The 26,991-nt window shown below is 66.5% G+C and carries 28 protein-coding genes; 5 read left to right on the top strand and 23 right to left on the bottom strand.

The genetic code is table 11. The features are described from left to right. Positions 1-18: 18 nt before the first annotated feature. The 3 genes from D0C15_RS06785 to D0C15_RS06775 all read right to left on the bottom strand — a co-directional run bounded on the left by D0C15_RS06785 (position 19) and on the right by D0C15_RS06775 (position 3,487). On the bottom strand, positions 19-1,314 hold the full coding sequence (locus D0C15_RS06785) for a sunset domain-containing protein (protein WP_116041789.1): 1,296 nt from the start codon (positions 1,312-1,314) through the stop codon (positions 19-21). Between the two features lie 68 nt (positions 1,315-1,382). Next, the gene (locus tag D0C15_RS06780) at positions 1,383-2,381 is read right to left on the bottom strand and encodes a polyprenyl synthetase family protein (protein ID WP_116041788.1); all 999 of its coding nucleotides are present in this window, start codon (positions 2,379-2,381) and stop codon (positions 1,383-1,385) included. Positions 2,382-2,554: 173 nt separating this feature from the next. Next, entirely contained in the window at positions 2,555-3,487 is a 933-nt protein-coding gene (locus D0C15_RS06775; protein ID WP_116041786.1) for a hypothetical protein, read from the bottom strand. Positions 3,488-3,844: 357 nt separating this feature from the next. Here D0C15_RS06775 and D0C15_RS33980 point away from each other — a divergent pair, with 357 nt between their 5' ends. From D0C15_RS33980 to D0C15_RS06760, 4 genes are read left to right on the top strand one after another with little or no spacing between them, the layout of a single operon-like run. Further along, positions 3,845-4,225: a hypothetical protein gene (locus D0C15_RS33980; protein WP_162829926.1), complete on the top strand. Its 381-nt coding sequence runs from the start codon at positions 3,845-3,847 to the stop codon at positions 4,223-4,225. Continuing rightward, positions 4,225-4,860, top strand: coding sequence for a DUF3558 domain-containing protein (locus D0C15_RS06770; RefSeq protein WP_162829925.1), 636 nt, complete (start codon positions 4,225-4,227; stop codon positions 4,858-4,860). Before D0C15_RS33980 ends, D0C15_RS06770 begins: the two co-directional genes overlap by 1 nt. After that, positions 4,860-6,155, top strand: coding sequence for a PPE domain-containing protein (locus D0C15_RS06765; RefSeq protein ID WP_116041782.1), 1,296 nt, complete (start codon positions 4,860-4,862; stop codon positions 6,153-6,155). Before D0C15_RS06770 ends, D0C15_RS06765 begins: the two co-directional genes overlap by 1 nt. 20 nt (positions 6,156-6,175) lie before the next feature. Next, positions 6,176-6,928: an ESX secretion-associated protein EspG gene (locus D0C15_RS06760; RefSeq protein ID WP_162829924.1), complete on the top strand. Its 753-nt coding sequence runs from the start codon at positions 6,176-6,178 to the stop codon at positions 6,926-6,928. A 1-nt stretch (position 6,929) separates the two neighbouring features. On the opposite strand, the gene D0C15_RS06755 is transcribed toward D0C15_RS06760, so the two are convergent. Further along, a complete protein-coding gene (locus tag D0C15_RS06755) occupies positions 6,930-7,112 on the bottom strand; it encodes a DUF397 domain-containing protein (RefSeq protein ID WP_116041778.1) in 183 nt (60 codons plus the stop codon). 23 nt (positions 7,113-7,135) lie between these two features. Further along, positions 7,136-7,978, bottom strand: a complete 843-nt coding sequence (locus tag D0C15_RS06750; protein WP_116041776.1) for a helix-turn-helix domain-containing protein — start codon at positions 7,976-7,978, stop codon at positions 7,136-7,138. Positions 7,979-8,074: 96 nt separating this feature from the next. Here D0C15_RS06750 and D0C15_RS06745 point away from each other — a divergent pair, with 96 nt between their 5' ends. Continuing rightward, positions 8,075-8,377, top strand: coding sequence for a hypothetical protein (locus tag D0C15_RS06745; protein WP_116041774.1), 303 nt, complete (start codon positions 8,075-8,077; stop codon positions 8,375-8,377). Here the strand turns inward: D0C15_RS06745 and D0C15_RS06740 are convergent. From D0C15_RS06740 to D0C15_RS06660, 18 genes are all read right to left on the bottom strand, one after another. Beyond that, positions 8,368-8,958 (bottom strand): YbaB/EbfC family nucleoid-associated protein, encoded by a 591-nt coding sequence (locus D0C15_RS06740; RefSeq protein ID WP_116041772.1) that lies wholly within the window; start codon positions 8,956-8,958, stop codon positions 8,368-8,370. The two genes, D0C15_RS06745 and D0C15_RS06740, sit on opposite strands and share 10 nt — an antisense overlap. Further along, positions 8,955-9,950 (bottom strand): hypothetical protein, encoded by a 996-nt coding sequence (locus D0C15_RS33975; protein WP_162829923.1) that lies wholly within the window; start codon positions 9,948-9,950, stop codon positions 8,955-8,957. The genes D0C15_RS06740 and D0C15_RS33975 overlap by 4 nt, the downstream gene beginning before the upstream one ends. Further along, the gene (locus tag D0C15_RS06730; protein ID WP_116041769.1) at positions 9,950-10,387 is read right to left on the bottom strand and encodes a hypothetical protein; all 438 of its coding nucleotides are present in this window, start codon (positions 10,385-10,387) and stop codon (positions 9,950-9,952) included. Before D0C15_RS06730 ends, D0C15_RS33975 begins: the two co-directional genes overlap by 1 nt. Positions 10,388-10,491: 104 nt before the next feature. Next, on the bottom strand, positions 10,492-12,060 hold the full coding sequence (gene nuoN / locus D0C15_RS06725; RefSeq protein WP_116041767.1) for an NADH-quinone oxidoreductase subunit NuoN: 1,569 nt from the start codon (positions 12,058-12,060) through the stop codon (positions 10,492-10,494). A 3-nt stretch (positions 12,061-12,063) separates the two neighbouring features. Beyond that, a complete protein-coding gene (locus D0C15_RS06720; RefSeq protein WP_116041765.1) occupies positions 12,064-13,620 on the bottom strand; it encodes an NADH-quinone oxidoreductase subunit M in 1,557 nt (518 codons plus the stop codon). Next, on the bottom strand, positions 13,617-15,515 hold the full coding sequence (gene nuoL, locus D0C15_RS06715) for an NADH-quinone oxidoreductase subunit L (protein ID WP_116041763.1): 1,899 nt from the start codon (positions 15,513-15,515) through the stop codon (positions 13,617-13,619). Before nuoL ends, D0C15_RS06720 begins: the two co-directional genes overlap by 4 nt. Before the next feature lie 13 nt (positions 15,516-15,528). After that, positions 15,529-15,828 carry an NADH-quinone oxidoreductase subunit NuoK gene (gene nuoK / locus D0C15_RS06710; protein ID WP_116041761.1) on the bottom strand — a complete coding sequence of 100 codons (300 nt, stop codon included), beginning with the start codon at positions 15,826-15,828 and terminating at the stop codon, positions 15,529-15,531. Beyond that, the gene (locus D0C15_RS06705; protein ID WP_116041759.1) at positions 15,825-16,709 is read right to left on the bottom strand and encodes an NADH-quinone oxidoreductase subunit J; all 885 of its coding nucleotides are present in this window, start codon (positions 16,707-16,709) and stop codon (positions 15,825-15,827) included. The genes nuoK and D0C15_RS06705 overlap by 4 nt, the downstream gene beginning before the upstream one ends. Continuing rightward, positions 16,706-17,326 carry an NADH-quinone oxidoreductase subunit NuoI gene (nuoI, locus tag D0C15_RS06700; RefSeq protein ID WP_281270664.1) on the bottom strand — a complete coding sequence of 207 codons (621 nt, stop codon included), beginning with the start codon at positions 17,324-17,326 and terminating at the stop codon, positions 16,706-16,708. The genes D0C15_RS06705 and nuoI overlap by 4 nt, the downstream gene beginning before the upstream one ends. Further along, the gene (nuoH, locus tag D0C15_RS06695; RefSeq protein ID WP_116041756.1) at positions 17,323-18,660 is read right to left on the bottom strand and encodes an NADH-quinone oxidoreductase subunit NuoH; all 1,338 of its coding nucleotides are present in this window, start codon (positions 18,658-18,660) and stop codon (positions 17,323-17,325) included. The genes nuoI and nuoH overlap by 4 nt, the downstream gene beginning before the upstream one ends. Next, the gene (locus tag D0C15_RS06690) at positions 18,657-21,140 is read right to left on the bottom strand and encodes an NADH-quinone oxidoreductase subunit G (protein ID WP_116041754.1); all 2,484 of its coding nucleotides are present in this window, start codon (positions 21,138-21,140) and stop codon (positions 18,657-18,659) included. The genes nuoH and D0C15_RS06690 overlap by 4 nt, the downstream gene beginning before the upstream one ends. After that, positions 21,137-22,441, bottom strand: a complete 1,305-nt coding sequence (nuoF, locus tag D0C15_RS06685; RefSeq protein ID WP_116041752.1) for an NADH-quinone oxidoreductase subunit NuoF — start codon at positions 22,439-22,441, stop codon at positions 21,137-21,139. Before nuoF ends, D0C15_RS06690 begins: the two co-directional genes overlap by 4 nt. Continuing rightward, a complete protein-coding gene (locus tag D0C15_RS33970; RefSeq protein ID WP_162829922.1) occupies positions 22,438-22,614 on the bottom strand; it encodes a hypothetical protein in 177 nt (58 codons plus the stop codon). Before D0C15_RS33970 ends, nuoF begins: the two co-directional genes overlap by 4 nt. Beyond that, complete coding sequence (nuoE, locus tag D0C15_RS06680) at positions 22,611-23,474, bottom strand: NADH-quinone oxidoreductase subunit NuoE (protein WP_245975612.1); 864 nt, start codon at positions 23,472-23,474, stop codon at positions 22,611-22,613. Before nuoE ends, D0C15_RS33970 begins: the two co-directional genes overlap by 4 nt. Before the next feature lie 71 nt (positions 23,475-23,545). Beyond that, positions 23,546-24,928: an NADH-quinone oxidoreductase subunit D gene (locus D0C15_RS06675; RefSeq protein ID WP_116041748.1), complete on the bottom strand. Its 1,383-nt coding sequence runs from the start codon at positions 24,926-24,928 to the stop codon at positions 23,546-23,548. After that, positions 24,925-25,683, bottom strand: a complete 759-nt coding sequence (locus D0C15_RS06670; RefSeq protein WP_116041746.1) for an NADH-quinone oxidoreductase subunit C — start codon at positions 25,681-25,683, stop codon at positions 24,925-24,927. The genes D0C15_RS06675 and D0C15_RS06670 overlap by 4 nt, the downstream gene beginning before the upstream one ends. A 6-nt stretch (positions 25,684-25,689) precedes the next feature. After that, positions 25,690-26,238, bottom strand: a complete 549-nt coding sequence (locus tag D0C15_RS06665) for a NuoB/complex I 20 kDa subunit family protein (protein ID WP_116041745.1) — start codon at positions 26,236-26,238, stop codon at positions 25,690-25,692. A 57-nt stretch (positions 26,239-26,295) separates the two neighbouring features. Next, positions 26,296-26,703, bottom strand: coding sequence for an NADH-quinone oxidoreductase subunit A (locus D0C15_RS06660; RefSeq protein WP_116041851.1), 408 nt, complete (start codon positions 26,701-26,703; stop codon positions 26,296-26,298). Between the last annotated feature and the right edge of the window lie 288 nt (positions 26,704-26,991).

Here is a 26,991-nt window from a genome sequence, read left to right as displayed (position 1 = left end):
CCTCGGCGTCGGCCGCCGCTAGCTGACCGGGCGGAACCCCACCCGCTCGGCGTCGGCCGGGGTGCGGAACCAGACCTCGGCGACCATCTGCGGGAACTGCGCGGAGCCGTCGGTGCAGTAGCGCAGAGCGGTGACGCTGGCCTTGACGGAGAAGTCCGGTGAAGGCCGGCCGCCGCCGGGAAGTGGCATCGCCGAGCCGGGACCGAACGGGCCGGAGGGCACCGGGGCGCCCTGCTCGTGACTGCGCGCGGGTGGCGCCATCGGCGCCTGCTCGGCAGGCGGTCCCGAAGGAACGGCCGGTTCGAACAACGAGCCACTGTGGGTGCTGCCCTGATCCTGCGCGGGTTCCCTGCGAGTGACGGTTCGCATGGACGGCTGGATGGGCTTCGGCGTGTCGAATCCGCCGGGTGGCGATTCACGCCGCTGCCGTTTGGGCAGTCCCTGCGCGGTCTCGGCCTCGTCCTCGATATCGGGTTCCGTCTCCGGCTCCTCCGGTTCGGCCGGCTGATGGACGTCCTCCGGCTCCTCGTCCCGACGCTCTGTGCCGTACTCGCCGGCGTCCGGACCGACGTAGACCGGCTCGAACGGTTGGTAGGAAGTCGGTTCGTACGTGGCCCGCGACGAATCCTCGCGAGTTTCGGTGTCGTAGGGCTGGTCGTCGTAGGCGTCGTAGTCGCGCGGGTCGTCGTCCTCGGAGTACGAGTGGGGCTGAAACAGACTGGCACCCACGCGCGTGGTTTCCGTAGCGGACTCCTCGTACGGCCCAACATCCTGCTGAGCGTGTTCCTGGCGGTCATGGCTCTCGTGACGCTGCTCGCCGAAGTCCGGTTCTTCGGACCGGTACCCGCTCTCGTCGTAGCGGCTCTCGTCGTAGCCGTTACCCGGGGAACGATCGGTGTCGTAAGCGGGCTCGGGATCGGACTCCCAGTCGTACTCGGCCAGTTCCCGCTCGATGGTCTCGTCGCCGCTCGGCTGCGGCTGCCGCTCGAAGCTGTCGCGTTCGAGCCACGAGGGAGCAGGGCTGACGTACTCAGTTGGCTCAGGCTCAGGCTCGGGCTGCGGCGCCGGCCGCACCTGCGGCATCTGGTGGGTGTGCGTCGAGTCGTCATCGTCCTGCGCGGGGGCGGGCCGCACGCGGGTCGGCTCGGGCTCACGTGGTGACGCGGCGGCCGGGGTGGCCTCGGCCGTGACGAGTCTGCGCTCCAACTCGCGCACCCGCGCCTGCGCCGGTCTGGCCAGCAGCGCCCATGCGAGCAGCGCGCCCAGCGCGAACGCAGCCACGCTCCACAACCAAACCTGCCCGAAGATGGACATTTCCGCGTTGTCTCCCTTCCTACCCCCTCCGGTGGCGCCCTACTGCTCCCACCCGTTTCCGGGCGGGTTCAGCGCGTGCGCGCGACGAGGTAGTCAGCGACCGACTCGCAGGCGTCACGGGCCGGTGAGGCCGGCAGCGCCGCCAGCTCCGTCCTCGCGCGACGAGCGTAGTCGGCGAGAGTGATCTTGGCGCGTTCGAGGCCGCTGGATTCGCGCAACAGGTCCAGCGCCTCCTGGACCAGGTCGTCCTCGGTGACCGGGCCTGCGAGCAGCTCGATCAGTCGCGGATTTGTCGACTTGTCGGCAAGTGCGTACAGCATCGGCAGGGTACGGACACCCTCACGCAGGTCGGTGCCCTGCGACTTGCCCAGCTCGGTGGACGGGGAGTCGATGTCGATGACGTCGTCGGAGATCTGGAATGCGGCGCCGATGATGTCGCCGAATCGGCGCAGTGCGTCGACGTACTCATCGGGGGCGTCGGAGAGCATGCCGCCGAAGCGGCCCGCCGTGGCGATCAGGGATCCGGTCTTCTGTCCGATCACGCTGAGGTAGTGCTCGACGGGATCGTCGTCGCCGGTGGGGCCGACGGTCTCGCGCATCTGACCGGTGACCAGTTCACTGAAGGTCTCGGCGATGATCCGCGCGGCGTCGGTGCCGAGGTCGGCCACCAGCCTGGAGGCGTGCGCGAAGAGGAAGTCGCCGGTCAGGATCGCGATGGTGTTGTCCCAGCGGGCGTTGACGCTTTCCGCGCCGCGCCGCATGGTGGCCTCGTCCATCACGTCGTCGTGGTAGAGCGTGGCGAGGTGCACGAGTTCGACCGAGGCGGCGGCGGTGACCACGGCGTCCCTGCCTCCGGTACCGAACTGCGACGCGAGCAGCGTGAACAACGGACGAAAACGCTTGCCCCCGGCATCGACCAGATGGCTGGCGGCGTCGTTGACCGCCTTGACGTCGCTGCGCACGACCTCGTGCAGCAACCGCTCGACGTCCTGCAGCCCCTCGGCGAGGTTGCGCAGGAGGCCCTCGTCGGCGATCTGCAGGCCTACGGCGGCGCGCAACTTCTCCATCGCGGCGGCATCAGGTTGCGCCGGGGCGCTCTCTGCCGCTGAGGCGCCATGAGGCACTGACACGTCGGCTCCGCCTTTCGGCACTGGGGTCACGGTCCAGCCAAGCCTAATGGCAAGGGTTCCGGCAGCGGTGACCGCGCTGGTCAACGGCGTGCGTGATGCGCGACACCAGATCAGGCGAAATGCCGGGCGAGAACGTGATCGAGTACGGCGAGCGCGCGTTCGGTGTCTTTCTCGGAGACACGAGGAACATCCGTCGAGGCCATGCCCCGGCGAGCGTGCGCGGTCACGTCGACGACCAGCAGATCGGTACTGTCGATCGCCGTGCCCGGCGATTTGCAGACGCGGAACGTGCCGGGGTGCGAGTCCTCGCAGGTGCCCTCGTTCTCGAGTGCCATGACCTGAATCTGGAGGCGGTGGTCGGGCCGGACGAAGTAGCAGCCGCCTGTTGCAACAACCGGAGTGAAGGCGTCGCCGTAGATACGGGCGACAGGGTCGGCGAACAGGGTGCACCGCGCGTGCGAATCGGTGACGGCCAACGAGAACTTGGACGCGGGATCGCCGGGGAGGGGCGTCGCACGGTAGGGCTCGCAGCCGTCAGTGTTCGTCAGATCGGCACAGGCTCCCGGTACACCGGTGTCGTTCTCGCCGGGAAGGTAGAGCAGCGGGCCGGTATCGGGGTCTTCGGCCAGCACCTCCACACCCGCACTCGCGCGTCCACGCAACACCGCGCAATGATCGGCCGCGTGCTCCGGGGCGGCCGGGATGTACTCGAACTCGGTCGCGACTGTGACCCCGAGTGGAACGTGGATGACACAACTGGCGGGTTCGCCGCCGACATAGCGCGCCGTTTGGTAGGCCTTGACCCCGGCGAGGCCGACGGGTTCAGCGCTGTATCGCTGTTGGTGCCCGAAATCGGTGATGGCAGCGCGGAACTCCCCCAGTCGGCAGGCCCACTCTCCCTCGGGCTCCGGTTTCGCATCTCCGGCACCGAGCAGGACACACGGATCGATCGCACCGACGATCACACCGAGAGTGACTGGGCCGATCGCGGAGATTGAATCGTCCTGCGCAGGTTCCGCGCTGACGCAGGCGGTGACCGCCACGAACGCGACAAGACAAAGGACAAAGGCTCGCACTGGTCATCCCCGCTCGCTGATGCTGCATCTGAGCGACTGATTCTAGTTACCCTTCGAGATATTCCCAACACGCACAGTTACCATGCATTTGGGGTGCAATTCCGTGTCACCAAGGGCCGGTGATTCCGGCGATAGCGGCCAATGGTTCGGGAACGCGTGTTAGTTTCAAGCCGTCGAAGACGCAGCGTGCCGGGGAGGCGACGGTGCGTCGGCAGTGTTCGTGTCTCGGGGAGGGACTCATGACGCCGCATCAGCCGTGCCCAACCGGCCAGTCAGTCGGGGGCGCAGCGCTGCGCGAAGTGTGCATGCCGGGAGGGTCGGCCAGTGCTTGACGACAGTGGGATCGCCGGGGGCGCGGCCTTCGGCGGCGTCATTCGCGGCAAGGTCAACGGCCCCGGCTACGCCTTCACCGAGGAACAACTGCAGGCGCTAGTCACGAAGTGGGAGGACCTGGCGGACACGTTCCTGGACGGTCAGCGAGACGCACGGCGCATCGCCGAAGCGGAAGGGCCCGGCGCCGAGTACGCCAGTGGCGACAATGCACAGTTGGTGCGCGCGTCTGGCCAGGCACTATGGGACACCCTGGTCGCGCGGGAGAAGTTCTGTCGCAACGAGGCCGAAAAGACCCGCGCAGCCATGGGCAAGTACGCCAACGCCGAAGACGACGCCACCGCCGACGTGACGACACAGGAAGGCAAGTTCTGATGCCCCGCTGGAAGACCACCGTCGGCGTCGCATTCCTCGCCGCTGTCGCGGCAGGCTGCTCCGGCGAAGAACCCGGAACACCAAACCCCGTTACGCCGGATGCCGGTCCGGGCACCAGCACGTCGGACGGGAACGGCGACTCTCTGCCTCGCCACGGCGCCCCCAAGGTCGAAAACCCGCTCGACACCAGTTATTTTCGGCAGCAGGACCCCTGCGCCGCCATCACAGACGCCGAAATGACCGAGTTTTTCGGCGACGGCGTCACCACCAAACCCCGGCCCGACGGCGCCGCCGGACCCGCCTGCACCTGGAACGCTGCGGGGATCGGCCAAGCAAGCATTGGCGTGATTTTCCCGACAGTAGACCAGTCCGGACTGAGCGGTATCTACAGCAATCGGGACGAAGCCGCCTTCTTTATCGAGCTACCTCCGATCACCGGATACCCGGCTGTCGCTTACGACTTGGGCGACCAGCGCCCCGAGGGCAGATGCAACCTCGATGTCGGGACAAGCGACACCCAAACGGTCAATGTGAGCATCGCCCTCTCCGAGGACAAGATCGGCAAGATCGATCCCTGCGAGGCCGTGCACGAGGTGGCCTCCACCGTGATCGCCAACATCAAGGAGCGGAACTGATGTCCGGCGCGCAGATTGCTCGCGTCCCGCTGACCGCAACGGAGATCTACAACCAGGTCCACGGCGGGCCTGGCAGCTCCCGGTTGGCCGCTGCGCAGCAGGCGGCAGCCACCCTGCGCAATCGTCTCGGCGACTGCTCGCACGAGGTCAACGCGCTGACCAGGCAGATGCAGGAGGGATGGCAGGGCAAGGCGGGCGAGGCGGCTGCCGGTGCGGCGAAACCCCTTGCAGACGCGTCGGATCGCGATGCCGATCTGCTGCACAACGCCGACAGCGCCATCGGTCAGCAGGTCGGGGCGTTCGACACAGTCCGCAACACTGTGGTTCCGGTGCCGCCCGACCCACCTGAGATGACCAGCCAGGGCATGTTCGACACGTTCAGTTCGGGCCTTGCAGTGCACACCCGCAACATGGCCGAGTACCAAACCACCAGCCAGGCCAACATCGACGCCTTCGCCGCATACGACGCGGCGAGCAAGAGCAACGGGCAGACCATTCCCGCCAGCTACACCACGCTCACCGCTCCGGACAGCGCCATCACCATGGTCGATGGCAACACCGCGAAGGACACCGGGACCGGCACCAAGCCCGGACCGGTGCCCGTCGTCGGCGGGTCGGTCGGGGCCTCGGGTGGTGCGCCCACGAGGAGTTCGGGCAGTGGGACGCGCAATTACCAGGCGCCTCCTCCCGCCGGGACGCCCGGAAGCACCGGTGCCCCGCCTGCGGCGCAGGCGAACACTGACACTGGCGGCACTTCGGCATCGAACTACCGGCCGCAGCCGATTCCCCAGCAGTCGCAGCAGGGCGGCTACCAGTTCGGTCCGAGTGGGAAGCCGATCAGCAACCTCAACACGCCAGGGCCCTACGGCGGTGGAACCGGAATCGTGCCGACCACCGGCGGCGGCAGCGGATCAGCGAAAACCGGTGGAGGCGCTGGTGGATCGGGCTCGGGACGCGTTGGCGGCGGAGGTGTAGGACGTCTCGGTGGCAGCACACCTGGCGGGGGCGCTCCCGGCGCGGGTACCGGTGCGACTCCCGGCCGCGGCACCGGCGCGGTTCCCCCGGGGCAGGCCGCTGCAGGTGGAGGACGTCCCGTGCCGGGAACTGGCGGAACAGCCGGCGGTCCCCGAGGCGGCGCGATGCCGATGGGCGCTGGTGGCGGGCGCGGCAAGGGCGGCGAGGACAACGAACATCAGCGGGCCGCATACCTGACCAATCCCGATCCTGAGACGACGTTCGGTGGCACCGAGGAGAAGCCGACGCCACCGGTCATCGGGGAGAAGCGCGCGAAGTAACCATCGGGAGGGGAGTCACGGTGGTCATCGAGCGCACGGCCCGACTGTCGCTGCACACCCTGCTGACCGCGCTCAGCGGCGCGGGATGCGGGCAACCGCACGAGGTCTTCGCAGGCGGCGCCCGCTATGTCCCGCCGGAGGCGGCACGGCAGGTCAACCAGGAGGCCCTGAACGAGCTGGCCGACGCCGGTCTGACCACGGGAGGCCGGCCGAGCGAGGCCTTCGAGGACGCCATCCACGTACTGGCCAGGCCTGAGCGCGAGTGCTACGCACACATCCGCACCGGGGATGAGCAGTTCAGCGTGCTCGTCGCCGCTCGGGGGCGAACGGCCGTCACCGCCCTGCATCAGGACCGCCGGGTGTGGCTGAACCCCGCCGACGACCGCGACCTGGAAGGCACTCTCGTCGCGCACCTACCGGAGTTTCCAGCCGCCGGATTCACGACGTTCTCCCTGTCACAGCGAGATTTCCGGCGCGACGAGAACGGCGTAACCGGCGTGTACGACGAGCCAGAGGCACGCAGCCCGGAGGCGCGCGAGTTGGACGACATCTTCTCCGTGCGCCACTACGGTTTCGGGTACCTGCACGTCGCCCGTTCCAAGGACGGCACGCGACATGCTTCCGTCGACACGTTGTCCTACCTCGATATCGACGCGGGCCGAATCGGGTTGGAAATGAGCGGCCCACGCGGGAGCCAGCAGATCACGGTGTTCCCGGGCCAACCGGCAACGCTTGCCGCGCGACTCGCGGACCTACAAGCACGGGTGGCCTGAGTCAGTGCGCCCGCAGCTGGGTGAACAGGGCGATCGCGGCGCCGCGAGGAACTTCCAGCGCACCGGAGTCCGGCGCCTTGGAATCCCGGATAGCGGTCCGCTCGACGGTCATCGCCAGTTCGACACAGTTCGACTCGGTCCCGCTGTAGCTGGACTTCCTCCACGAGGTCGTGTTGTGGTCCATGGCGGGCCGTCCTCTCACGAAGGTCAGTCGTAGCTTTCAGCGATCACCTCCACCATACGCACTGACTGCATAGGCTCCAGGGCGATCGCGTTCATACTAGCCGTTGCCTCGACGTATGGATCGACATCGATCGCCTGGTGCAGAAACACTCCAGACCGACGGTGTTCCAGGTGCACGACCGGGCGTGCGTCGGCGAACTCCAGCAGAACGTATGCGCCGTTGACACCGGGATGACCACCTACGTCGAATGGAATCACGCGCAGTTCGACACTACTTCGGCGCGCCACGGTTACCAGATGACGGAGCTGATCGGCCATTACGCGCGCTCCGCCGATGCGCCTGCGTAGGGCTGCCTCGTCGATGAACGTCACCAAGTGCGGCGGATTTCGTTGAGCCAGGACCTTCTGCCGCTCGATCCTAAGATCGACTCTTGCCTGAATGTCTGCAGGTCGCACACCACCGGAGTTCATCAAGGAACGGGTGTAGGACGCGGTCTGCAGTAGGCCCGGGATCAGGATCAGCCCTACGTCCACGATCCGGCGTGCGTCCGACTCGAACTGGGCGAGTGTCTTCGCCTGGTTCGGCACATCGCTGTAGCGGGTTTCCAGCCAGTTGGGCCGATCGACGTCCCGTGCCATCTCGATAAGGCTGTCCCGTTGCTCTCCGGTCACCTGGTAGACGGCCAGCAATGCCGAGACTTCTTCCGCTGATGCATTCCGGACCCCGGTTTCGATGCGGCTCAGGGTGGACTGCGACCACTGCAACTTCTCCGCAACCTCGACCATGGCCAGCTTGCTGGCCTTGCGCGCTATCCGCAGACCTTCCGCCAGTCCGCGAGCCTGCGGCTTCGGCTTGGGCTTTGGCATTTGAGACCTCCCCGTTCCGGGGACAAATCTTGCCACATGCCACTGGGTGACCCATAGTTATGCAGTAATCATTCACACCATTCGGGGGAGATCTCAATGCGCTACGGCTTCTTCGCCTTCGATCACCGAAAGGTCGGCGTCAACGACGTCTACGTGGAGAGCATCGGGTTCGCTGAGGTCAATCAGGCCCTCGGCAAGCACGCGCTGTTCATCGAGCGGCTACACCCGTGGGCGATCGACCTGCTCCGCGTCGGGCGGCACGAGGCCGGGCTGTACAGCTTTGTCTACGCGGAGGTCGACCAGTTCGATCAAGCTGGCGAGGTGATCGCTGACATCTCTGTGGCGTGGGACGGCTCCAACGAGTACGCCTCCCCAGCAGTCCAGACCATTCAGCGCTGATCGAGGCCCAGCCGTTGGTGGAACTCGTCTTCATCGTCGGAGTGGGACGTGTCCTCAGCCGGAGCCGACCAAGTAGGAGCCCGATCGGGTTCGTCGTCGGCCAGCGGGTCGTGAAACGCGTCGTCATCGCCTTCGGCAGCTGGTCGGGATTGCTCCTGTACCGCAACGCCGGTGTCCGAAGTGATCGCCGTGTTGCCGAAGCTCGCGAATTTGGCCTGCGGGCCGAGGATGCGCACCGGATCGACATCATCCGCGACTTGCGCTCGCACGATCTCCAACTGCTTGCCCGTCGCCTCGGCGATCGCGGCCTGCACCGTGGCGTTGATCGTCGCCGTGAGCGTCTTGGCGTTGGCGTTCATCGCGTTCTCGGCCAGCTCGACCGAACGCACGATCCCTCCCGATCCCGCCGCCACCGTGACCCGCCCGTCGGGTGAACTCACCCTCGCTTCAAGGGCCGCGAGTTGTTGCTTGGCCTCATCCAGCTTGCCGAGCAACTCCTCGTTCGCGGCCTCCCTGTCCCGGATCTTTCCGAGTTGCCAGCGCATCTCCTCGACGAGATCCCTACTGCTCTGCTCGATCATCGTTGCCCCCTCGGCTGGTAGTTGGGTGTGCGCGCGTAGACGATGCGGACATGGTTCATCCGGGACGATCCGTAGATGCCGTGGTACGAGCCGACGTACGCGTAGCCAAGTTCATTAGCCACGTCGCCGATCACCCATCGATCCAAGAGGTAGAAATTTCCATACAGGGCGAGCTTCATTCGACCGTCAAATTCTCGGATCATCAACGACATCCGGTGGGTCGTATCTCTAACCCAGACCCCGACGGCGAGCCACACAGTGGCGCCCACCGAGAGTGCCGCGAAGATCCCGATACCGACGTTGAGCACGACTGGCAAATCACCGTAGAGCAAGACAAACATCCAAGTTCCGCCAGCGACAGCAGTCAATCCCCCGCCTGCACTTATCGCGACTCGGCGTTCGAGCGACGTCAACGATCGACCAATTCTAGAATCAGTGGCGTCGCTCACTCGCCAAATGGGAACTCGACTGAGCAACACCGTGGGATCATCACGGTTACCCAGACTTCGCGCGAGGCTGAATCCCTTTGCTCTCGCCACGTTGTCGAGTTCGGCCATTCCGATGCCCAACTCTCGTAGTCGCGCCCAGGCAATGTGGCCGGACTCCAGTCGTTTGGTCAACTGCCGCCTCCTGCGGAGTTGCCTCCGCGTCGGGTGACCGGTAGCCGCCACGGCGGGTGCGGCGGCGGGCACGGCAGGAGGACCGTCCGGTGCTGTCTCGAGCAAGCGGAATACGAGAGTTCCTGGATTCGGCCCACCAACTTCGGCATAGCCACGCTGCCAGGCAAGAAGGCGAATTCCTGCTACGGGGATCTTCCATCCGGCAAGCGGCAGGGCAACTTGCGGATGACCGCAGAAGTAGTAGTGAGTTAGCTTAAGCCGCTCTCGCTCGATGTTGGCTTGCCGCATCGCGATTACAATAAGCGGAATGGCAGTCAAGATTGGAATCCCAGCAAGTACAAAAATAATGCCCCAGGCGACGAGTTGCTCCATCAATACTCGCTTGCGTCGAGCCGGGAGTCGTCCGGGTACTCGAAACGGACGCTGTTGGCTACGCGCATCGCCTCGGCCGCCACGGCAGGCCAACCGATCTCACTGGTCGTGGTGATCACCATGACCACCAGGTGGGCAGCATCCGGCGCGAGGATCTGGAACTCGGCCTTGAACTCCGGAATCACCACCTCCTGTAGCTGCCCGGCGGCTTCGGGGGAGATTCGGTGCTCGCCTGCACGCTGCGCGACCATGGAGGGTCCCGATTCCCACTTCTCCTCGAACCGGTGCGCCTCGCCCTTGAGCGTTTCGTTGCCCAGCATCTCCAGCTGCCCGACCGCCGCCAACGTCTTGTTCGCGTCCCGGACCTGTTCTGCCCCATCCTCAAGGGTCTGGATCAGTCTGCCGAGTTCGGCGATGTTGACCTTGTATCCACCCACGGAACCCTCCCCTGCCAATCCGTTGGTAGGAGCAGCGTAACCGGGGATGGCTACCGAGCGGGTGCCACTCGGAACAGAAAGTCAGCGGCGGACGAGCACCTGCGTCAGAAGGCGAAGCCCCCAGCGCCCGCCCAGTCGAGCGCGAAGGAGGGAGCGATGCCCAGCAGCAGTGTCACCAGCACGCCAAGGGTGATCGCCGCTGTGGTGAACGCGCCGGGCACGCTCACCGTGGGACCGTCGGCGGCGGGCTCGGAGAAGTACATCAACACGACCACGCGCAGGTAGAAGAACGCCGCGACCGCGCTGAACACCAGCGCGATCACCACGAGCGGGGCCATACCGTCGGAGAGCGCCGCCGAGAAGACCACGAACTTGCCGATGAAGCCACTGGTCAGCGGGATTCCGGCGAGCGCGAGCATGAGGAACGTGAACACACCCGCCACCAACGGCGAGCGTTTCGCCAGTCCTGCCCACGCCGAAAGGTGTGTCGCCTCCCCGGTCGAGTCGCGCACCAGGCTGAGCACACCGAACGCCGCGATCGTGGTGAAGCCGTACGCCAGCAGGTAGAACAAGGTGCCGGACAGCCCGTCCTCGGTCATCGCGATCGCACCGATCAGCAGGAAGCCCGCGTGTGCGATGGAGGAGTACGCGATCATCCGCTTGATGTCGGTCTGCGTCAGCCCGATGATCGCACCGATCGCCATCGACACGATCGCGACGCCCCACAGCACGCCGCGCCACTCCCAGCTGGTCGACTCGAACGCGACGGTGAACACCCGCAGGATTCCGCCGAACGCCGCGACCTTCGTACAGGCGGCCATGAATGCCGTGATCGGCGTCGGCGCACCTTGGTAGACGTCGGGAGTCCACGTGTGGAACGGGCCGACGGACCCCTTGAACATCAGGCCGACCACGAGCAGTCCGAGCCCGGCGAAGAGCAGAGTGTCGGACCGGTCCGTGCCCGCGGTGGCGTTCGCGATATCGGACAGCCGGACCGAGCCCGCGTAGCCGTAGAGCAGCGCGAGTCCATAAAGGAAGAACGCGCTGGCGAACGCGCCGAGCAGGAAGTACTTGACCGCCGCCTCCTGCGACAGCAGCCTGCGCCGCCGCGCCAGACCGCACATCAGGTACAGCGGAAGACTCAGCACCTCGAGCGCGATGAACATCGTCAGCAGGTCGTTGGCCGCGGTGAAGGTCATCATGCCGCCGAGCGCGAACAGCGTCAGCGGGAAAACCTCGGTCTGCATCCCCGTGGAACCGACCTGCGCCCGGTCCTGCACGGTGCCAGGACGAATCCCGGCCTGCGCGACGAACGCCCCGCCCGGCTCCACCGACCGGTCAGCGATCAGCAGGATCGCACCGAGCGCCAGCGCCAGCAGCGTGCCCCAGAGGAACAACGCGGGAGTATCCACTGCCAGCGTTCCACTGAACGTGGTCAACCCCTGCTCGGGCGCATCCATGACGTACGCGCCGAGCGCGACCCCAGCACCGGCGAGGGTGAGCAGGCACAGTGTGACCTGCGCGGGCCAGCGTTGGTGTTTGGGCAGGAATGCCTCTAGCAGCACACTGAGGCAGGCGGCGCTGAGGACCAGCACGATCGGCAGCACGGCAGCCCACGCGATGGCCGGAGCCTCGAGTGGCTGCGCCTGCTGGGCAAGAAGAACGTCGAGCATTGATCAGTTGCCTTCCTGCACGGAAACAGAGTCCATAGTGGCCTCTACCGACGGCGTCACGGTGTCCAGCACGGGTTTCGGGTAGAAGCCAAGACCGATGATCAGTACGACCATCGGCGCCAGCAGCGCGATCTCACGTGCGGACAGGTCCTTCATCGCCTTCTTCGCACCCGCTTCGGGAGCCATCGTGGTGCCCGGGCCACCCCCGGCACCGATCATCGCGTCCCCGCGCACCGGCCCGGTCATGATCCGCTGGTACAGCCACAGCACGTAGACCGCGGCCAGCACCATTCCGACCGTTGCGATGATCGCGAACACCGGCCTTGTCTCGAACGCCCCCAGCAGTACGAGGAACTCACTGATGAACGAGTTCGTACCCGGCAGGGACAATGTCGACAGTCCGGCTATCAGCAGCATTCCGCCGAGCAGCGGGGTCACCTTGGACATCCCGCCGTAGTCGGAGATCCTGGTGGAGCCGCCCCGCGCGATCACCATGCCGATCACCAGGATCAGCATGCCGGTCGCGAGGCTGTGGTTGAGCATGTAGGACACCGAGCCGACCATGGCCTGCGTGTTGAAGGCGAAGATGCCGAGCGCGATGAAGCCGAAGTGGGCAATCGAGACGTAGGCGATGAACCGTTTGAGATCCTGCTGCCCTGCCGCGAGGATCGACCCGTAGATCACTCCGGCCACGGCGAGCACCAGCACCAACGGTGCGAGTTCCACGCTGGCTGCCGGGAACATCGGCAGCAAGTAGCGCAGGAAGCCGAACGTGCCGACCTTGTCCAGCACGCCGACCAGCAGCACGGCGACACCGATCGGTGCCTGCCCAGCCGCATCCGGCAACCAGGTGTGCAACGGCACCAGCGGCGCCTTGATCGCGAAGGCCAGGAAGAACCCGAGGAACAACCAGATCTGCGTGCTCAGCGGGGCCTCGCTGACGACCGCCACCAGGGTGGCCCAGTCGAAGGTGCCCTGCCCGAGTTCGTCACTGGCGAGTGAGTAGGCGCCGATGGCCGACGCCAGCATGATCAGTCCACCGAGGAACGAGTACAGGAAGAACTTCACCGCCGCGTACTGCCGGTTCGGCCCGCCGTAGCCGCCGATCAGGAAGTACATCGGGATCAGCATGATCTCGAACAGGACGTAGAACAGGAAGACGTCGGTGGCGGCGAAGACCCCGATCGTCAGCGCTTCCTGCACCAGGATCAGCGAGAGGTAGCCGCCCGCACTGCGCCCGGCTGGCAGCTTGTCGGTGCTGCCGAGTGCGCCGATCACGATCGGCACCAGCAGCGCGATGACGGCGATCATCACCAGCGCGATGCCGTCCATGCCGAACGAGATGTGAATCCCGAACGCCGGAATCCAGTCCATCGAGCTCGCCTGCTGGATCCGCTCGCCGCCCGGATCGTAGGAGAGCCACAGCGGAACGATCAGCAGCAGTTCCGCCACCGATACCCCGAGCGCGACGAGCGTGGCCAGCTTGTCGTTGCCGCGCAATGCGGTCAGCGCCAGTGCGCCGGCCAGCGGCAGCAGGATCAGTGCGAGCAACAGAGTCATGCGAACCTCACCAGGAGCAGCGCGGCCACGAGCAGGAAGGACCCGCCCAGCATGGACAGCGCGTAGGAGCGGACGAAGCCGGTCTGCATCCGGCGCAGCCTGCCGGAGGTGCCGCCGAGCAGTGCGGCCATCCCGTTAACGGCTCCGTCGACACCCCGGTTGTCGAGGTAGACCGAGAACCTGGTGAGCCAGACCCCCGGCCTGGCGACCAGATTCTCGTTGATCGCGTTGCCGTACAGATCGTTGCGGGCGGCCCGCACCACGGCGGAGACCTCACGGGGACGTTCCACCGAGGTGTCCCGCCTGCCGAACAACAGCCAGGCGGCGAGGGCCCCGAGGGCGGAGAGCCCGACCGTCAGAATCGGTACCAGCGCGTGCGGCAGCACCCCGTGCTCGGACTCCTGCAGCTCGCCGACCGAGGGGGCCAGCCACTCGATGAGCATGTCGCCCTGGGTGAACACGAATCCTGCCGCGACCGAACCGATCGCGAGCACGATCATCGGCCCGGTCATCACCGGCGGCGACTCGTGCGGGTGGAACTCGCGGCCGTCGCTGGACTTGATGTCCTTCCACCGCTGCTTCCCGAAGAACGTCAGCAGCACGAGGCGTGTCATGTAGAAGCCGGTGATCCCGGCACCAAGCAGCGCGGCACCACCGAACACCCATCCTCGCCAGCCTTCCTGGCCGAACGCGGCTTCGATGATCGCGTCCTTGGAGTAGAAGCCGGAAAGGAACGGAAAACCGATGATCGCCAGGTAGCCGAGACCGAAGGTGGCGAAGGTGATCGGCATCTTCTTGTAGAGGCCACCGAACTTGCGCATGTCGACCTCGTCGTTCATGCCGTGCATGACCGAACCGGCCCCGAGGAACAGGCCTGCCTTGAAGAACCCGTGGGTGAGCAGGTGCGTGATCGCCAGCGCGTAACCGAACGGACCGAGCCCGACGGCCAGCATCATGTAGCCGATCTGGCTGACAGTGGAGTACGCCAGCACCTTCTTGATGTCGTCGTAGGCACAACCGATGATCGCGCCGAGCAGCAGCGTGAACGCGCCGACGATGGTGACCACCAGCTGGCCGGTGGGAGTGAGGTTGTAGATCGGGGCGGCACGGGCGATCAGATAGACGCCCGCGGTGACCATCGTCGCCGCGTGGATCAGTGCTGAGACCGGTGTCGGACCTTCCATCGCGTCCGGCAGCCAGGCCTGCAGCGGGAACTGACCGGACTTGCCGGCCGCACCGAGCAGGAGCAGCAGCGCGATCGCGGTGATCACGGCCGGCGACTGGTCGCCGATTCCGGCGAAGACCTCGGCGTAGCCGGTGCTGCCGATGTGCTTCCACATCAGGAAGATCGCGATGGCGAGGCCGACGTCACCGACCCGGTTCATCAGGAACGCCTTCTTCGCGGCGGTGGCCGCGGACGGACGGTCCTGGTACCAGCCGATCAGCAGGTAGGACGCGAGGCCGACACCCTCCCAGCCGAGGTACAGCATCACGAAGCTGTTGCCCAGCACCAGAACCAGCATCGAAGCGACGAACAGGTTCAGGTAACCGAAGAACCGCCTGCGACCCTCGTCGTCGGACATGTATCCGATCGAGTAGATGTGGATCAGCGCGCCGACGCCGGTGATCAGCAGCACGAACGTCATGGACAGCGGATCGATCCGCAGTCCGAAGTCGACCTGCAGCGCCTCTACCGGAATCCACGAGTACAGCGTCGTGTCGGCGGCCTGGTCGAAGCTGCTGGCGAAGAACATCGCCAGGGCGTACACAAAGGACGCGATGACTGTGGCGCAGCCGAGCACGTGTCCCCACGCGTTGGTGCGCTTTCCGCCGACCAGCAGGATGAGCGCACCGAGCGCGGGAAACGCGACCAGCAGCCACGAGGAGGTGATCACTTACTCGGCTCCCTCAGTACTTCAGCAGGTTCGTGTCGTCGATCGACGCGGATCGGCGGGTGCGGAAGATCGACATGATGATCGCCAGCCCGACCACAACTTCGGCGGCGGCGACGACCATCACGAAGAACGCCATCACCTGGCCGTTGATCGAGCCGTTGATCCGCGCGAAGGTGACCAGCGAGAGGTTCACGGCATTGAGCATGAGCTCGATGCACATGAACACCACGATGGCGTTGCGTCGCACCAGCACACCGACCGCACCGATGGCGAACAGCAGTGCCGACAGCAGCAGGTAGTACGTCGGGGTCACTTCTGCCCCTCCTCGGCCTCGGTGGCGGAGTCGTCTTCGGCAGCAACGAGCGAGTGCGCGTCCGGCCCCGCTTCGGTTTCCACCGCCGCGAGGCGCCGCTGCTCGACGTCGTACTGCGCGGTCGGGGTCGACTCGATCAGCGCGGAGAGCGACTCCGGTGCGATCGAGCCATCCGGGAGCAGCGCGGGGGTGGCCACCGATGTGGAAGTGGCGAACACGCCGGGACCCGGCAGCGGCGAAGGCCGTTCGTACTCACCGCGGAACCGGGCTTCCACCAGTTCCCGCTGCGAGCGCTTGCCGCCCTTGCCATGCCGATCGGTGTAGGCCAGCACCATCGCGCCCATCGCCGCGGTGATCAGCAACGCCGAGGTGAGCTCGAACGGGAACAGGTACTCGGTGAAGATCAGCCGGCCGAGGCCGCTGGCGCCACCACCGTCCGGATTGGCCGGATCCAGCAGCGGGGCCGCGGTCACCTCGGCCATCGAACGGGCCAGCGCGGCCGCGAACAGCCCCGCCATCCCGATTCCGAGCAGTGCGGCCACCAGCCGTTGTCCACGCAGGACCTCGACCACGGAGTCCGAGCTGTCCTTGCCGACCAGCATCAGCACGAAGAGGAACAGCATCATCACGGCGCCGGTGTAGACGATGATCTGTGTGAAGCCGAGGAACGGCGCCTGCTGCACCATGTACAGCGCGCCAAGCGTCAGCATCGTCAGTGCCAGCCAGAGCACCGAGTGCACCGCATTGCGCGCGAAGATCATGCCGAGCGCCCCGGCGAGCGCGACCGGGGCAAGCACCCAGAACGCGATCGCCTCACCGGTCGTCACGGTGTTCTCCGCGGAACCCTGCGCGAGCACCAGGGCCGAAGACAGCGCGATCATTGCATGGCCTTCTCTTCGGAGGTCTCGACGGTCTCGCCCTCGGGGACACCGCGGTCGACGGCCAGTTCGGGACCGTTGACGTAGTAGTCCTGCTCGTTGTCCCCGAGTCGCATCGGGTGCGGCGGCTGCTCCATACCGGCCAGCAGCGGGGCGAGCAGGTCCTCCTTGGTGTAGATCAGCTTCTGCCGGTCGTCGTCGGCCAGCTCATAGAAGTTGATCATCGTGAGGGATCGGGTCGGGCAGGCCTCGACGCACAGTCCACAACCGATACAGCGCAGGTAGTTGATCTGGTAGTCGGCACCGTAGCGCTCGCCGGGAGAGTAGCGGGCCTCCTCGGTGTTGTTGCCACCCTCGACGAAGATCGCGTCCGCCGGGCAGGCCCAGGCGCACAACTCGCAGCCAACGCACTTCTCCAGCCCGTCCGGATGCCGGTTCAGCTGGTGCCTGCCGTGGTAGCGCGGTGCGGCGGGCGCACCGATCTCCGGATACTCCTCGGTGGCCACCTTCTTGAACATGTTCGCGAAGGTGACGCCGAAGCCCTTGACGGGGTCAAACATTCCCATCGCGAGCCTCCTCTCTGTCCGACGTTCGAGCGCGACCGGAACCCCGGAGTTCATTCATCGCCGCTGTCCTTACCGGAACCAACCGCGGCGGGTTCCTGCTTGCTCGCCTTGGCCTTGGCCTTGAGCGCCTTGCGGCGCGGTGTGGTGTCGGGGACCTTCAGGTCCAGCGGCGGCACGGGATAACCGCCACCGGTGATCGGCACGGCGTCGGAGTCCTTGATCTCCTTCTCCGGCAGCAGCAATGTCAGCAGCACCAGGAGGACGATCGTGACTCCGCCGACGACCAGGATCTGGCCGGTGGTGACCTCCGCGTCGTTGCGGATGGCGCGGATCGCCGCGATCAGCAGGAACCACACGAGCCCGACCGGCACCAGGACCTTCCAGCCCAGCTTCATGAACTGGTCGTAGCGGAACCGGGGCAGCGTGCCGCGCAGCCAGATGAAGCCGAACAGCAGCAGGAAAACCTTGCCGAAGAACCACAACAGCGGCCAGAAGCCGGTGTTGAGCACACCGTCGCCGATCGTGGAAAGCGGCCACGGGGCCATCCATCCGCCGAGGAACAGTGTGGTGCAGAACGAGGAGACGATCACCATGTTGACGTACTCGGCGAGGAAGAACATGGCGAACTTCATCGAGCTGTACTCGGTGTGGAAACCACCGACCAGTTCGGACTCCGCCTCCGGGAGGTCGAACGGTGCCCGGTTGGTCTCACCGACCATGGAGATCAGGAAGATCACGAAACTCGGGAGCAGCAGGTAGAAGTACCAGCCGCCCTGTTGCGCCTCGACGATCTCGCCGGTGGACAGCGACTGCGAGTACAGCGCGACACCGAGGATCGACAGACCCATCGCGATCTCGTAGGAGATCACCTGTGCCGCGGACCGCAGGCCACCCAGCAGGGGGTACGGCGAACCGGATGACCAGCCCGCCAGCACGAGCCCGTACACGCCGATCGCCGAAGTGGCCAGCACGACCAGCACACTCACCGGCAGCTCGATCAGCTGCAGCACCGTACGCTCGCCGAAGATCGTCACCTCGGGGCCGAACGGGATCGGGGAGAGACCGATCAGCGCGGGCACCGCCGAGATCACCGGCGCCAGGAAGTATACCTTCCGGTCGGCGCTGTCCGGAATGATCTGTTCCTTGAACGGCAGCTTGAGCGCGTCGGCGAGCGATTGCAGGTAGCCGCCGGGGCCGACACGGTTGGGGCCAGGGCGGTTCTGCATCCGGCCGACGGCCTTGCGCTCCCACACGATCAGCCCGATGGTCATGACCGGACCGATCAGCAGGATCACCACGGCCTTGATCAGGATCAGCCACAATGGATCGTCGGCCAGCAGTTCGGCCCGGCTGAGCTGTTCCGGCGCCTGCGCGAGCAGGGTGGTCATTCCTCACCTCCGGCCGTGATGGAAACCACGGCACCATGCCCTGCGCCCAGTGAGGCGCGGACTCTCGAGCCGTCGGAGTTGCCCGGCAGCCAGACCACACCGTCGGGCAGGTCGGCGACCTCCACCGGCAACGTGATCGAACCCCGTTCTGTTGCGACGGTGACCCGGTTGCCGACCGACTTCGCGTCCGAGGCCGACAATCGCGCCACCGCAGGCCGCGCGGTGCCTGCCAGGTGCGGCTCCTCGTCCTGCAGCGAGCCGTTGTCCAGCAACTGCCGCCAGGTGGCCAGCAACACCTTCCCTGCTCCGGCCGCGGCCGGAGCGACGCCAGGAACATCAGGGGCCGCGGGGGCCACCGTGGCCGTCGTGGCGGCCACCTTGGCGAGATCGGCCGCGGCGGCGGCCGGGGTCTGGGTGAAGAGATCGGCGTCCATCTCGACGGCGAGGGTGTCCAGCACCCGGCAGTCGGGCAGTGCGCCCGTATCCCGCAGGGTCACGTCGAACTCGCGGCGGCGACCCTCCCAGTTCAGGTAGCTACCGGATTTCTCCGCCGCGGGGGCCACCGGCAGCACCACATCGGCGTGCTCGGTGACCGGGCTTTCGCGCAACTCCAGGCTGACCACGAAGTCGGCGGCCGCGAGTGCCTGTTCGGCGAGTTCGGGGTCCGGCAGGTCGAGGGGATCGACGCCGCCGACCAACAGGCCGGACAGTTCACCCGCCGCGGCAGCGGCCAGCATTCCACCGGTGTCCCTGCCCGGCTGGGCAGGCAGTGCGCCTGTTCCGAGACCCCACAGCCGTTCCACCTCGGCACGAGCTTCGGCGTCCTGGACGATGCGCCCACCTGGCAGCAGCGTCGGCAGCGCGCCGACCTCGGCAGCGCCCCGATCCCCCGCCCTGCGCGGAACCCAGGCCAGTCGAGCGCCGGTCCGCTCGGAAAGACGGTGCAGTGCGGCGAAGAGCCCGGGCACCTCGGCTGCCCGCTCGCCGACGAGCACCACGGCTCCGTCGCGTCGCAACTGCTCGTCCAGGTCGGTGGCGTAACGGGCGATGCCCTCCACGGCCGCCGCCTCAGCCCCCGGCTCACAGGCAAGCAGCTCGCCGAACGTCTTACGCACAGAGGACGTCGTCCATTGTCCGATGTGGACGACCTTTGTGCCCTGGTCCCGCGCGGCCTTGCGCAGGCGCAGGAACACGATCGGCGCCTCTTCCTCCGGCTCGAACGCCACACACAGGACCACCGGCGCGGACTCGAGACCGGCGAAGCTCACATGCTCCGGCGTGGTGCCCACGACCCGCGAGGCAAGGAAGTCCAGCTCCTCGGCGGAGTGTGCGCGCGCACGGAAGTCGATGTCGTTGGTACGCAACGCGACCCGGGCGAACTTGGTGTAGGCGTAGGCATCCTCGACGGTCAGCCTGCCGCCGGGCAGCACGCCGACACCCAGTGCTTCGCGCGCCTTCGTCAGCCCGTCGGCAGCCACTCGCAGCGCCTGGGTCCAGGAGGCCTCCTCCAGCTGCCCGGTCTCCTGGTTGCGCACCATCGGCCTGCGCAGACGATCGGGAGCCGTCGCGTAACGGAAGGCGAACCTCCCCTTGTCGCAGAGCCACTCCTCGTTGACCTCGGGGTCGTCACCGGCGAGCTTGCGCATCACCTTGCCGCGCCGGAAGTCGGTGCGTTCGGCACAGCCCGACGAGCAGTGCTCGCACACACTCGGTGCGGACACCAGATCGAATGGGCGCGAACGGAACCGGTACTGCGCACTGGTGAGTGCGCCTACCGGGCAGATCTGAATGGTGTTACCGGAGAAGTAGCTCTGGAACGGCTGCCCGCTCGTGGTGCGGGAGGCCATGTCCAGCACGTCGGCCGTCTCGGCAGTGCCGATCTGCTGGTGGGCACCGCGCTCCAGCAACTCGATGAACGGGTCGCCCGCGATCTGCGCGGAGAACCGGGTGCAACGCTGGCAGAGCACGCAACGCTCGCGGTCGAGCAGCACCTGGCTGGAGATCGGCAACGGCTTGGGGAAGGTCCGCTTGGTGTCCCGGAACCGCGAGTCCGCTCGGCCGTGCGCCATCGCCTGGTTCTGCAGTGGACACTCGCCACCCTTGTCGCAGACCGGGCAGTCCAGCGGGTGGTTGATCAGCAGCAGCTCCATCACGCCCTGCTGCGCCTTGTCGGCGACCGGCGAGGTGAGCTGGGTCTTGACGACCATGCCGTCGGCGACGGTCATCGTGCACGAGGCCTGCGGCTTCGGCATCGGCCGGCCGTTCATCTCGACCTCGACCAGGCACTGCCTGCACGCACCTGCGGGATCGAGCAGCGGGTGGTCGCAGAACCTGGGGATCACCGTGCCCAGCCGCTCGGCGGTACGGATCAGCAGCTCACCCTTCGGCGCGATGACCTCCTCGCCGTCGATGATGAGCTTGACGTGCCCCTCGGGGACCGGGATCTCCGCGGTCTCGGGCTTGTCCGGTGCGATCGTCATGAGGACGCTCCAGCCAGCGCGGGTGTCTGTTCGGCCTTGCTCGGGTGCTGTTTCTCGCACAGCGCGAGGAACTCGTCCCGGAAGTACTTGATACCGCTGGTGATCGGGCTGACGGCACCGTCACCGAGTGCGCAGAACGAGCGGCCGAGGATGTTGTCGCAGACGTCGAGCAGGGTGTCGATGTCCTCCTCGGTGCCCTTGCCCTCGACCATGCGCTCCAGCACCTGGGCCAGCCAGTAGGTGCCCTCCCGGCAGGGAGTGCACTTGCCGCAGGACTCGTGCTCGTAGAACTGGGTCCACTTCATCACGGCCCACGGCACGGACACGGTTTCGTTGAACACCATGACCGCGGTGGTGCCGAGCATCGAGCCGGCCTCCGCCGCGCCCTCGAAGTCCAGCGGGGTGTCCAGGTGCTCCGCGGTGAACATCGGGGTGGAGGAACCGCCGGGCGTCCAGAACTTGAGCGGGATCCCGTCCTTCATGCCACCGGCCAGTTCGAGCAGCTCACGCAGCGTCGTCCCCAATGGACACTCGTACTGTCCCGGCTTCTCGACATGCCCGGAGATCGAGTAGATCTTCGGGCCGGGCGACTTCTCCCTGCCCATTTCCCGGAACCAGCCCGAACCGGCGTTGACGATGAACGGCGCGCTGGCGATGGTCTCCACGTTGTTCACCGTGGTCGGGGCGGCGTAGAGACCGGAGGCCGCCGGGAACGGCGGCTTCAGCCTCGGCTGGCCCCTGCGTCCCTCGAGCGAGTCCAGCAGCGCCGTCTCCTCGCCGCAGATGTAGGCGCCCGCCCCAGCGTGGATGGTGATGTCGAGGTCGAACCCGCTACCCAGGATGTCCTTGCCGAGGTAACCGGCGCCGTATGCCTCGCGAACCGCCGCGTTGAGCCTGCGGATGCAGTGCAGGGCCTCGCCACGGACGTAGATGAAGCAGTGATGCGAGCGCATCGCGTAGGCGGCGATGATGCAGCCCTCGATCAGCGAGTGCGGATCGGCCATCATCAGCGGGATGTCCTTGCAGGTTCCCGGCTCGCCCTCGTCGGCGTTGATGACCAGATAATGCGGCTTGTCCTCGTTGGGCGGCATGAAGCTCCACTTCACACCGGCCGGAAAGCCCGCTCCGCCACGACCGCGCAGCCCGGCGTCCTTGATCAGCTGCACCAGCTGTTCCGGAGTGCCGCGCAGTGCCTTGCGGATGGCGGTGTAGCCCTCGAGCTGCTCGTAGGTCTCCAACCGCCAGGAGTTCGGGGACAGCCAGCGCTTGGTGAGTACCGGGGTAACGGGATCGACGGTCACTTCTTCTCCACCTCCGAGCGCGCGATCGCGATCGCGTAGACGGACCTTGGCTTCCGCGATGAAGCGCACTTCCCGAAGGCCGAGCGGCCCGCCTCCACGATCGCGAGCCCTTCGGGTGAGCGCGCGCGCATGCGCAAGGTGCGCATTGGACGTTCCGACTGATCCGGAGTCATTTTTTCTCCACCTCCGGCAGAGCCACGTTGTCCGGCATCACGGGTGCGGTCCAGCCGCGTTCCTCGGCCAGCCGGGCTCCGCGCAGTGTTTCCACAGCGGCGGAGCGACCGTCCACATCGGCGCGGTAGGCCTGCTCGTCCTCCGGGAAGAACCCGGCCAGCTGCAGCTCGGCACCTTTGAAGTCCGACAGCGGCGCACCACGGGTGGGTGCGGGACGCTCCCCGTTGCGCAGCGCGTCCACCAGCTCGACCGCACTGTCCGTGGTCTGGTTGTCGTAGTACTCGTAATTGACCTGCAGCACCGGCGCGAGGTCACAGGCGGCGAGGCACTCCGCGTGCTCCAACGTGACCGAGCCGGGTTCGCCCGGCGAGCCCGCGGTCTCCTCGTGACCCAGCGGCGCGCCGTCCGTACCGAGATGCTCCTGCAGCTTCCGGTAGATCGCGTCGCCGCCCATGGCCGCGCACAGCGTGTTGGTGCAGACGCTGACCAGATGCTCGCCACAGGGCCGGCGCTTGTACATCGTGTAGAACGTCACGACCGCACTGACCTCGGCGTCGGACAGGTCCAGTTGCCTGCCGCAGAAGGAGATTCCCTCCTGGCTGACGTAACCCTGTACCGACTGCACGAGGTGCAGCATCGGCAACAACGCGGACCGGGACTGCGGATAACGGTTGATCAGGTTCTGCGCCTTGGCCACCACGTCCGGGCCGAACGGGTCGGCCAGCGGGGCGTCCTCGAGGATGCCCTCGGCCCCCTCGGGCGCGATGGCGACCACGTCGGTGTCACCACCGGCCGACGAGTAGGTCTCGGCGCTCTGGTTCGGACCCGGCTCGGGTACCTGGGTCGTTCCCTCGGTCACCTGCCGGGTCGAGGTGGCGCTCGCCACCCCTTCGCCGCGCCTGCGGAACGGCTCTCGGCCGGTTGTCTCGGTCATCGGTCCACCCCTCCCATCACCGGGTCGATGGAGGCGACCGCGGCGATCACGACGGCGACGAGGCCGCCCTCGGACATCGCGGGCATCGACTGCAGGTTCACGAAACTCGGGTCCCGGACGTGCACACGCATCGGCCTCGTTCCTCCGTCGGAGACCACGTGGTAGCCCATCTCGCCCCGCGGGGACTCCACCGGCACGTACACCTGACCCGGCGGAACCTTGAAGCCCTCGGTGACCAGCTTGAAGTGGTGGATCAGCGACTCCATCGACTGGCCCATGATCTTGCGGACGTGCTCAAGCGAGTTGCCCATGCCGTCACTGGAGATGGAGAGCTGGGCAGGCCAGGCGATCTTCTTGTCCTCGACCATCACCGGCCCCGGCTCCAGCTTCTGCAGCACCTGCCGGATGATCCGCAACGACTGGTGCATCTCCTCGACGCGGATCAGGTACCGGGCCCAGCAGTCGGCGTCGGTGGAGGTGGGCACGTCGAACTCGAACTCCTCGTAGCAGGAGTAGGGCTCGACCTTGCGCAGGTCCCACGGCAGACCGGCGGACCGCAGCACCGGACCGGTCACGCCGAGCGAGAGGCAGGCGTCCACCGGGAGGTAACCGACGTTCTGCAGCCGGTTGCGCCAGATCGGCTGGCCGGTGAAGAGCTTGTCGTACAACGGAAGCCGCTCGTCCATCACCTTGCAGAACGCGGTGACGACCTCGTGGTAGTCCGCGGGCATGTCCTGGGCGAGACCACCGGGACGGATGAACGCGTGATTCATCCGCAGGCCGGTGAGGTGCTCCAGCAGATGCAGCGCCTCCTCCCGCTCGCGGAAACCGAGGGTCATCGCGGTGGTCGCACCGAGCTCCATCCCGCCGGTGGCGATGTAGACCATGTGCGAGGCGATGCGGTTGATCTCCAGCAGCAGCACCCGCAGCAGCGCGGCCCTGCGGGGAACCTCGATCCCGAGCAGCTTCTCCACCGCGAGGCAGTACGCCATCTCGTTGGACAGCGGTGCCAGATAGTCCATCCGCGTCACGAAGGTGACGCCCTGGGTCCAGTTGCGGTACTCGACGTTCTTCTCGATACCGGTGTGCAGGTAGCCGATGACCGACCGGAGCTGGGTGACGGTCTCGCCCTCCATCTCCAGCACGAGCCGGAGCACACCGTGGGTCGAAGGGTGCTGCGGGCCCATGTTGATGACCATGCGCTCGTCGTGTTCGGCGTCGCCGATCACGTCGTCCCAGTCACCGCCGCTGACGGTGTAGATGCGGCCTTCGGTGGTCTCCCTCGACTCGGCGTAGTCCGCCGAGCCGGTGCTGTCCGCGCCCTCGGCCGTCGTGTCGGTCCCGGTCGACTTCTCGGCGATGTTTTCGCTGGTGGTCACGAGTAGGCCCTCCGCTCGTCCGGTGGCGGGATCTCCGCGCCCTTGTACTCAACCGGGATGCCGCCGAGCGGGTAGTCCTTCCGCTGGGGGTGGCCGTCCCAGTCGTCCGGCATCAGGATCCTGGTCAGCGCGGGGTGGCCGTCGTAGATGATGCCGAACATGTCCCACGCCTCCCGCTCCTGCCAGTCGGCGGTCGGGTAGATCTCCACAATGGAGGGAACGTGTGCGTCCTCGATCTCCAGGGTGACCTCCAGCCGGATACGACGGCGGAAGGTCATGGAGGTCAGGTGGTACACCGAATGCAGTCGCTGCGGCACGTCCGGGCCGTAGTCCACCCCGGACACCGAACTGCACAGCTCGAAGCGGAGCCCGGCGTCGTCGCGCAGGGTGCGGCATACCGCCACCAGATGCGCGCGGTCGACGTAGAAGGTGATCTCGCCACGGTCGACGGTCACCTGCAGGATGGCCTCCACCGGTACGCCGTTGTCCGACAGCGCCGCGTAGAACTCGTCGGCGAACTCGTCGAACCAGCTGCCGTAGGGCCGCTCCGAAGCGGGCGGGGTGTAGGCGGGCAGGCGGAGTCCGCCGTAGCCGGAGGTGTCACCGCTGCCTGCGACACCGAACATCCCCTTGCGCTGCCTGCCCGCGACGACCGGCTCGGCCGCCTGGGCGGGACGCGCCCCGGCGGGGCTCAGCCCGGTCTCCTGTCGCTCGGCGCTGGACTGCTCGCCGCCTGTATCTGGTTTGTCAGCCATGCCCGATCACTTCTTCGCAAACTTGACGGACGAGGGGACGATCTCGGTCTGCTCGCCACTGGCGGCCCGAAGCGCGGCACGCCGCGGTCCCATCGGCTCGTCCTGGATCTTGGCGTGCAGTTTGAGGATCGCGTCGAGCAGCATCTCCGGCCGTGGCGGGCAGCCAGGCAGGTACATGTCCACCGGCACGATGTGGTCGACGCCCTGCACGACCGCGTAGTTGTTGAACATGCCGCCCGAGGAGGCGCAGACGCCCATGGCGAGAACCCACTTGGGCTCGGCCATCTGGTCGTAGATCTGGCGCAGGACGGGCGCCATCTTCTGGGTGACCCGGCCCGCGACGATCATCAGGTCGGCCTGTCGCGGCGTCGCACTGAACCGCTCCATGCCGAACCGGGCGATGTCGTAGCGCGATCCACCGGTGGTCATCATCTCGATCGCACAGCAGGCCAGTCCGAAGGTGGCAGGCCACAGCGAGTTCTTCCTGGCCCAGTTGACCAGGCCTTCCAGGCTGGCCAACAGGATGCCGTTGGGCAGTTTCTCTTCGAGTCCCATGAGCGCTCCTAGTCCTCAGCCTTCGCGGTGCACGAGCCGGTGATCGGTGGTTTCAACTCAGTTCCAATCCAGCCCGCCGCGCAACCACACGTAGATGTCCGCGATGAAGAACGTCGCGATGAAAATGGCCACCGCGAACACACCCCAGATGCCCAGCGCGTCGGCCGAGACGGCGTACGGGAACAGGAACACCATCTCGATGTCGAACAGGATGAACAGCATCGCCGTGACGTAGTAGGCGATCGGCATCCGCCCGCCGCCGACCACCGGCTGCGGCGACGGTTCGATCCCGCACTCGTAGGCCTCGAACTTCGCCCTGTTGTAGCGCTGCGGGCCGACCAGCGGACCGAGCAACACCGAGAACACCGCGAATCCGGCTGCCATGACGAAGAGCAGGACGAGCGGCAGGTACATATCGAGGTTCGGGGCCGCCCCCTGCGCCAGTTGCCCGGTCGCTTCTGACATCAGCACGGGTCTTGCCTTCCTTTCCGCGCCGCTGCTGCATGGACGTGATGTGTGCAACGACCTCGGCGGCACCCTAAGGGACTCAGATCACACCGCCGGGTGTTAGGGCATCCTTACAACGGGTACACATCACCCCGTGGACAGCGACCCAACGACCGGTCGCTTGTGAAATTGTTCACAAGCCTTGCGTCGGCGTTGTGAAGGGGTTCACAAAGCATGGGGGCAGTGTAGGACGCGACTCACACACTTGTCGCCAGGGCCCGTGGTATAAGGCTGCCCTAACTTGAC

This window comes from Amycolatopsis palatopharyngis (assembly GCF_003385185.1).
In the GTDB taxonomy this organism is placed as follows: Bacteria; Actinomycetota; Actinomycetes; order Mycobacteriales; family Pseudonocardiaceae; genus Amycolatopsis; species Amycolatopsis palatopharyngis.
The sequence above is the reverse complement of the archived record's forward strand: the minus strand, read 5'-3'. Positions and strand labels throughout refer to the sequence as shown.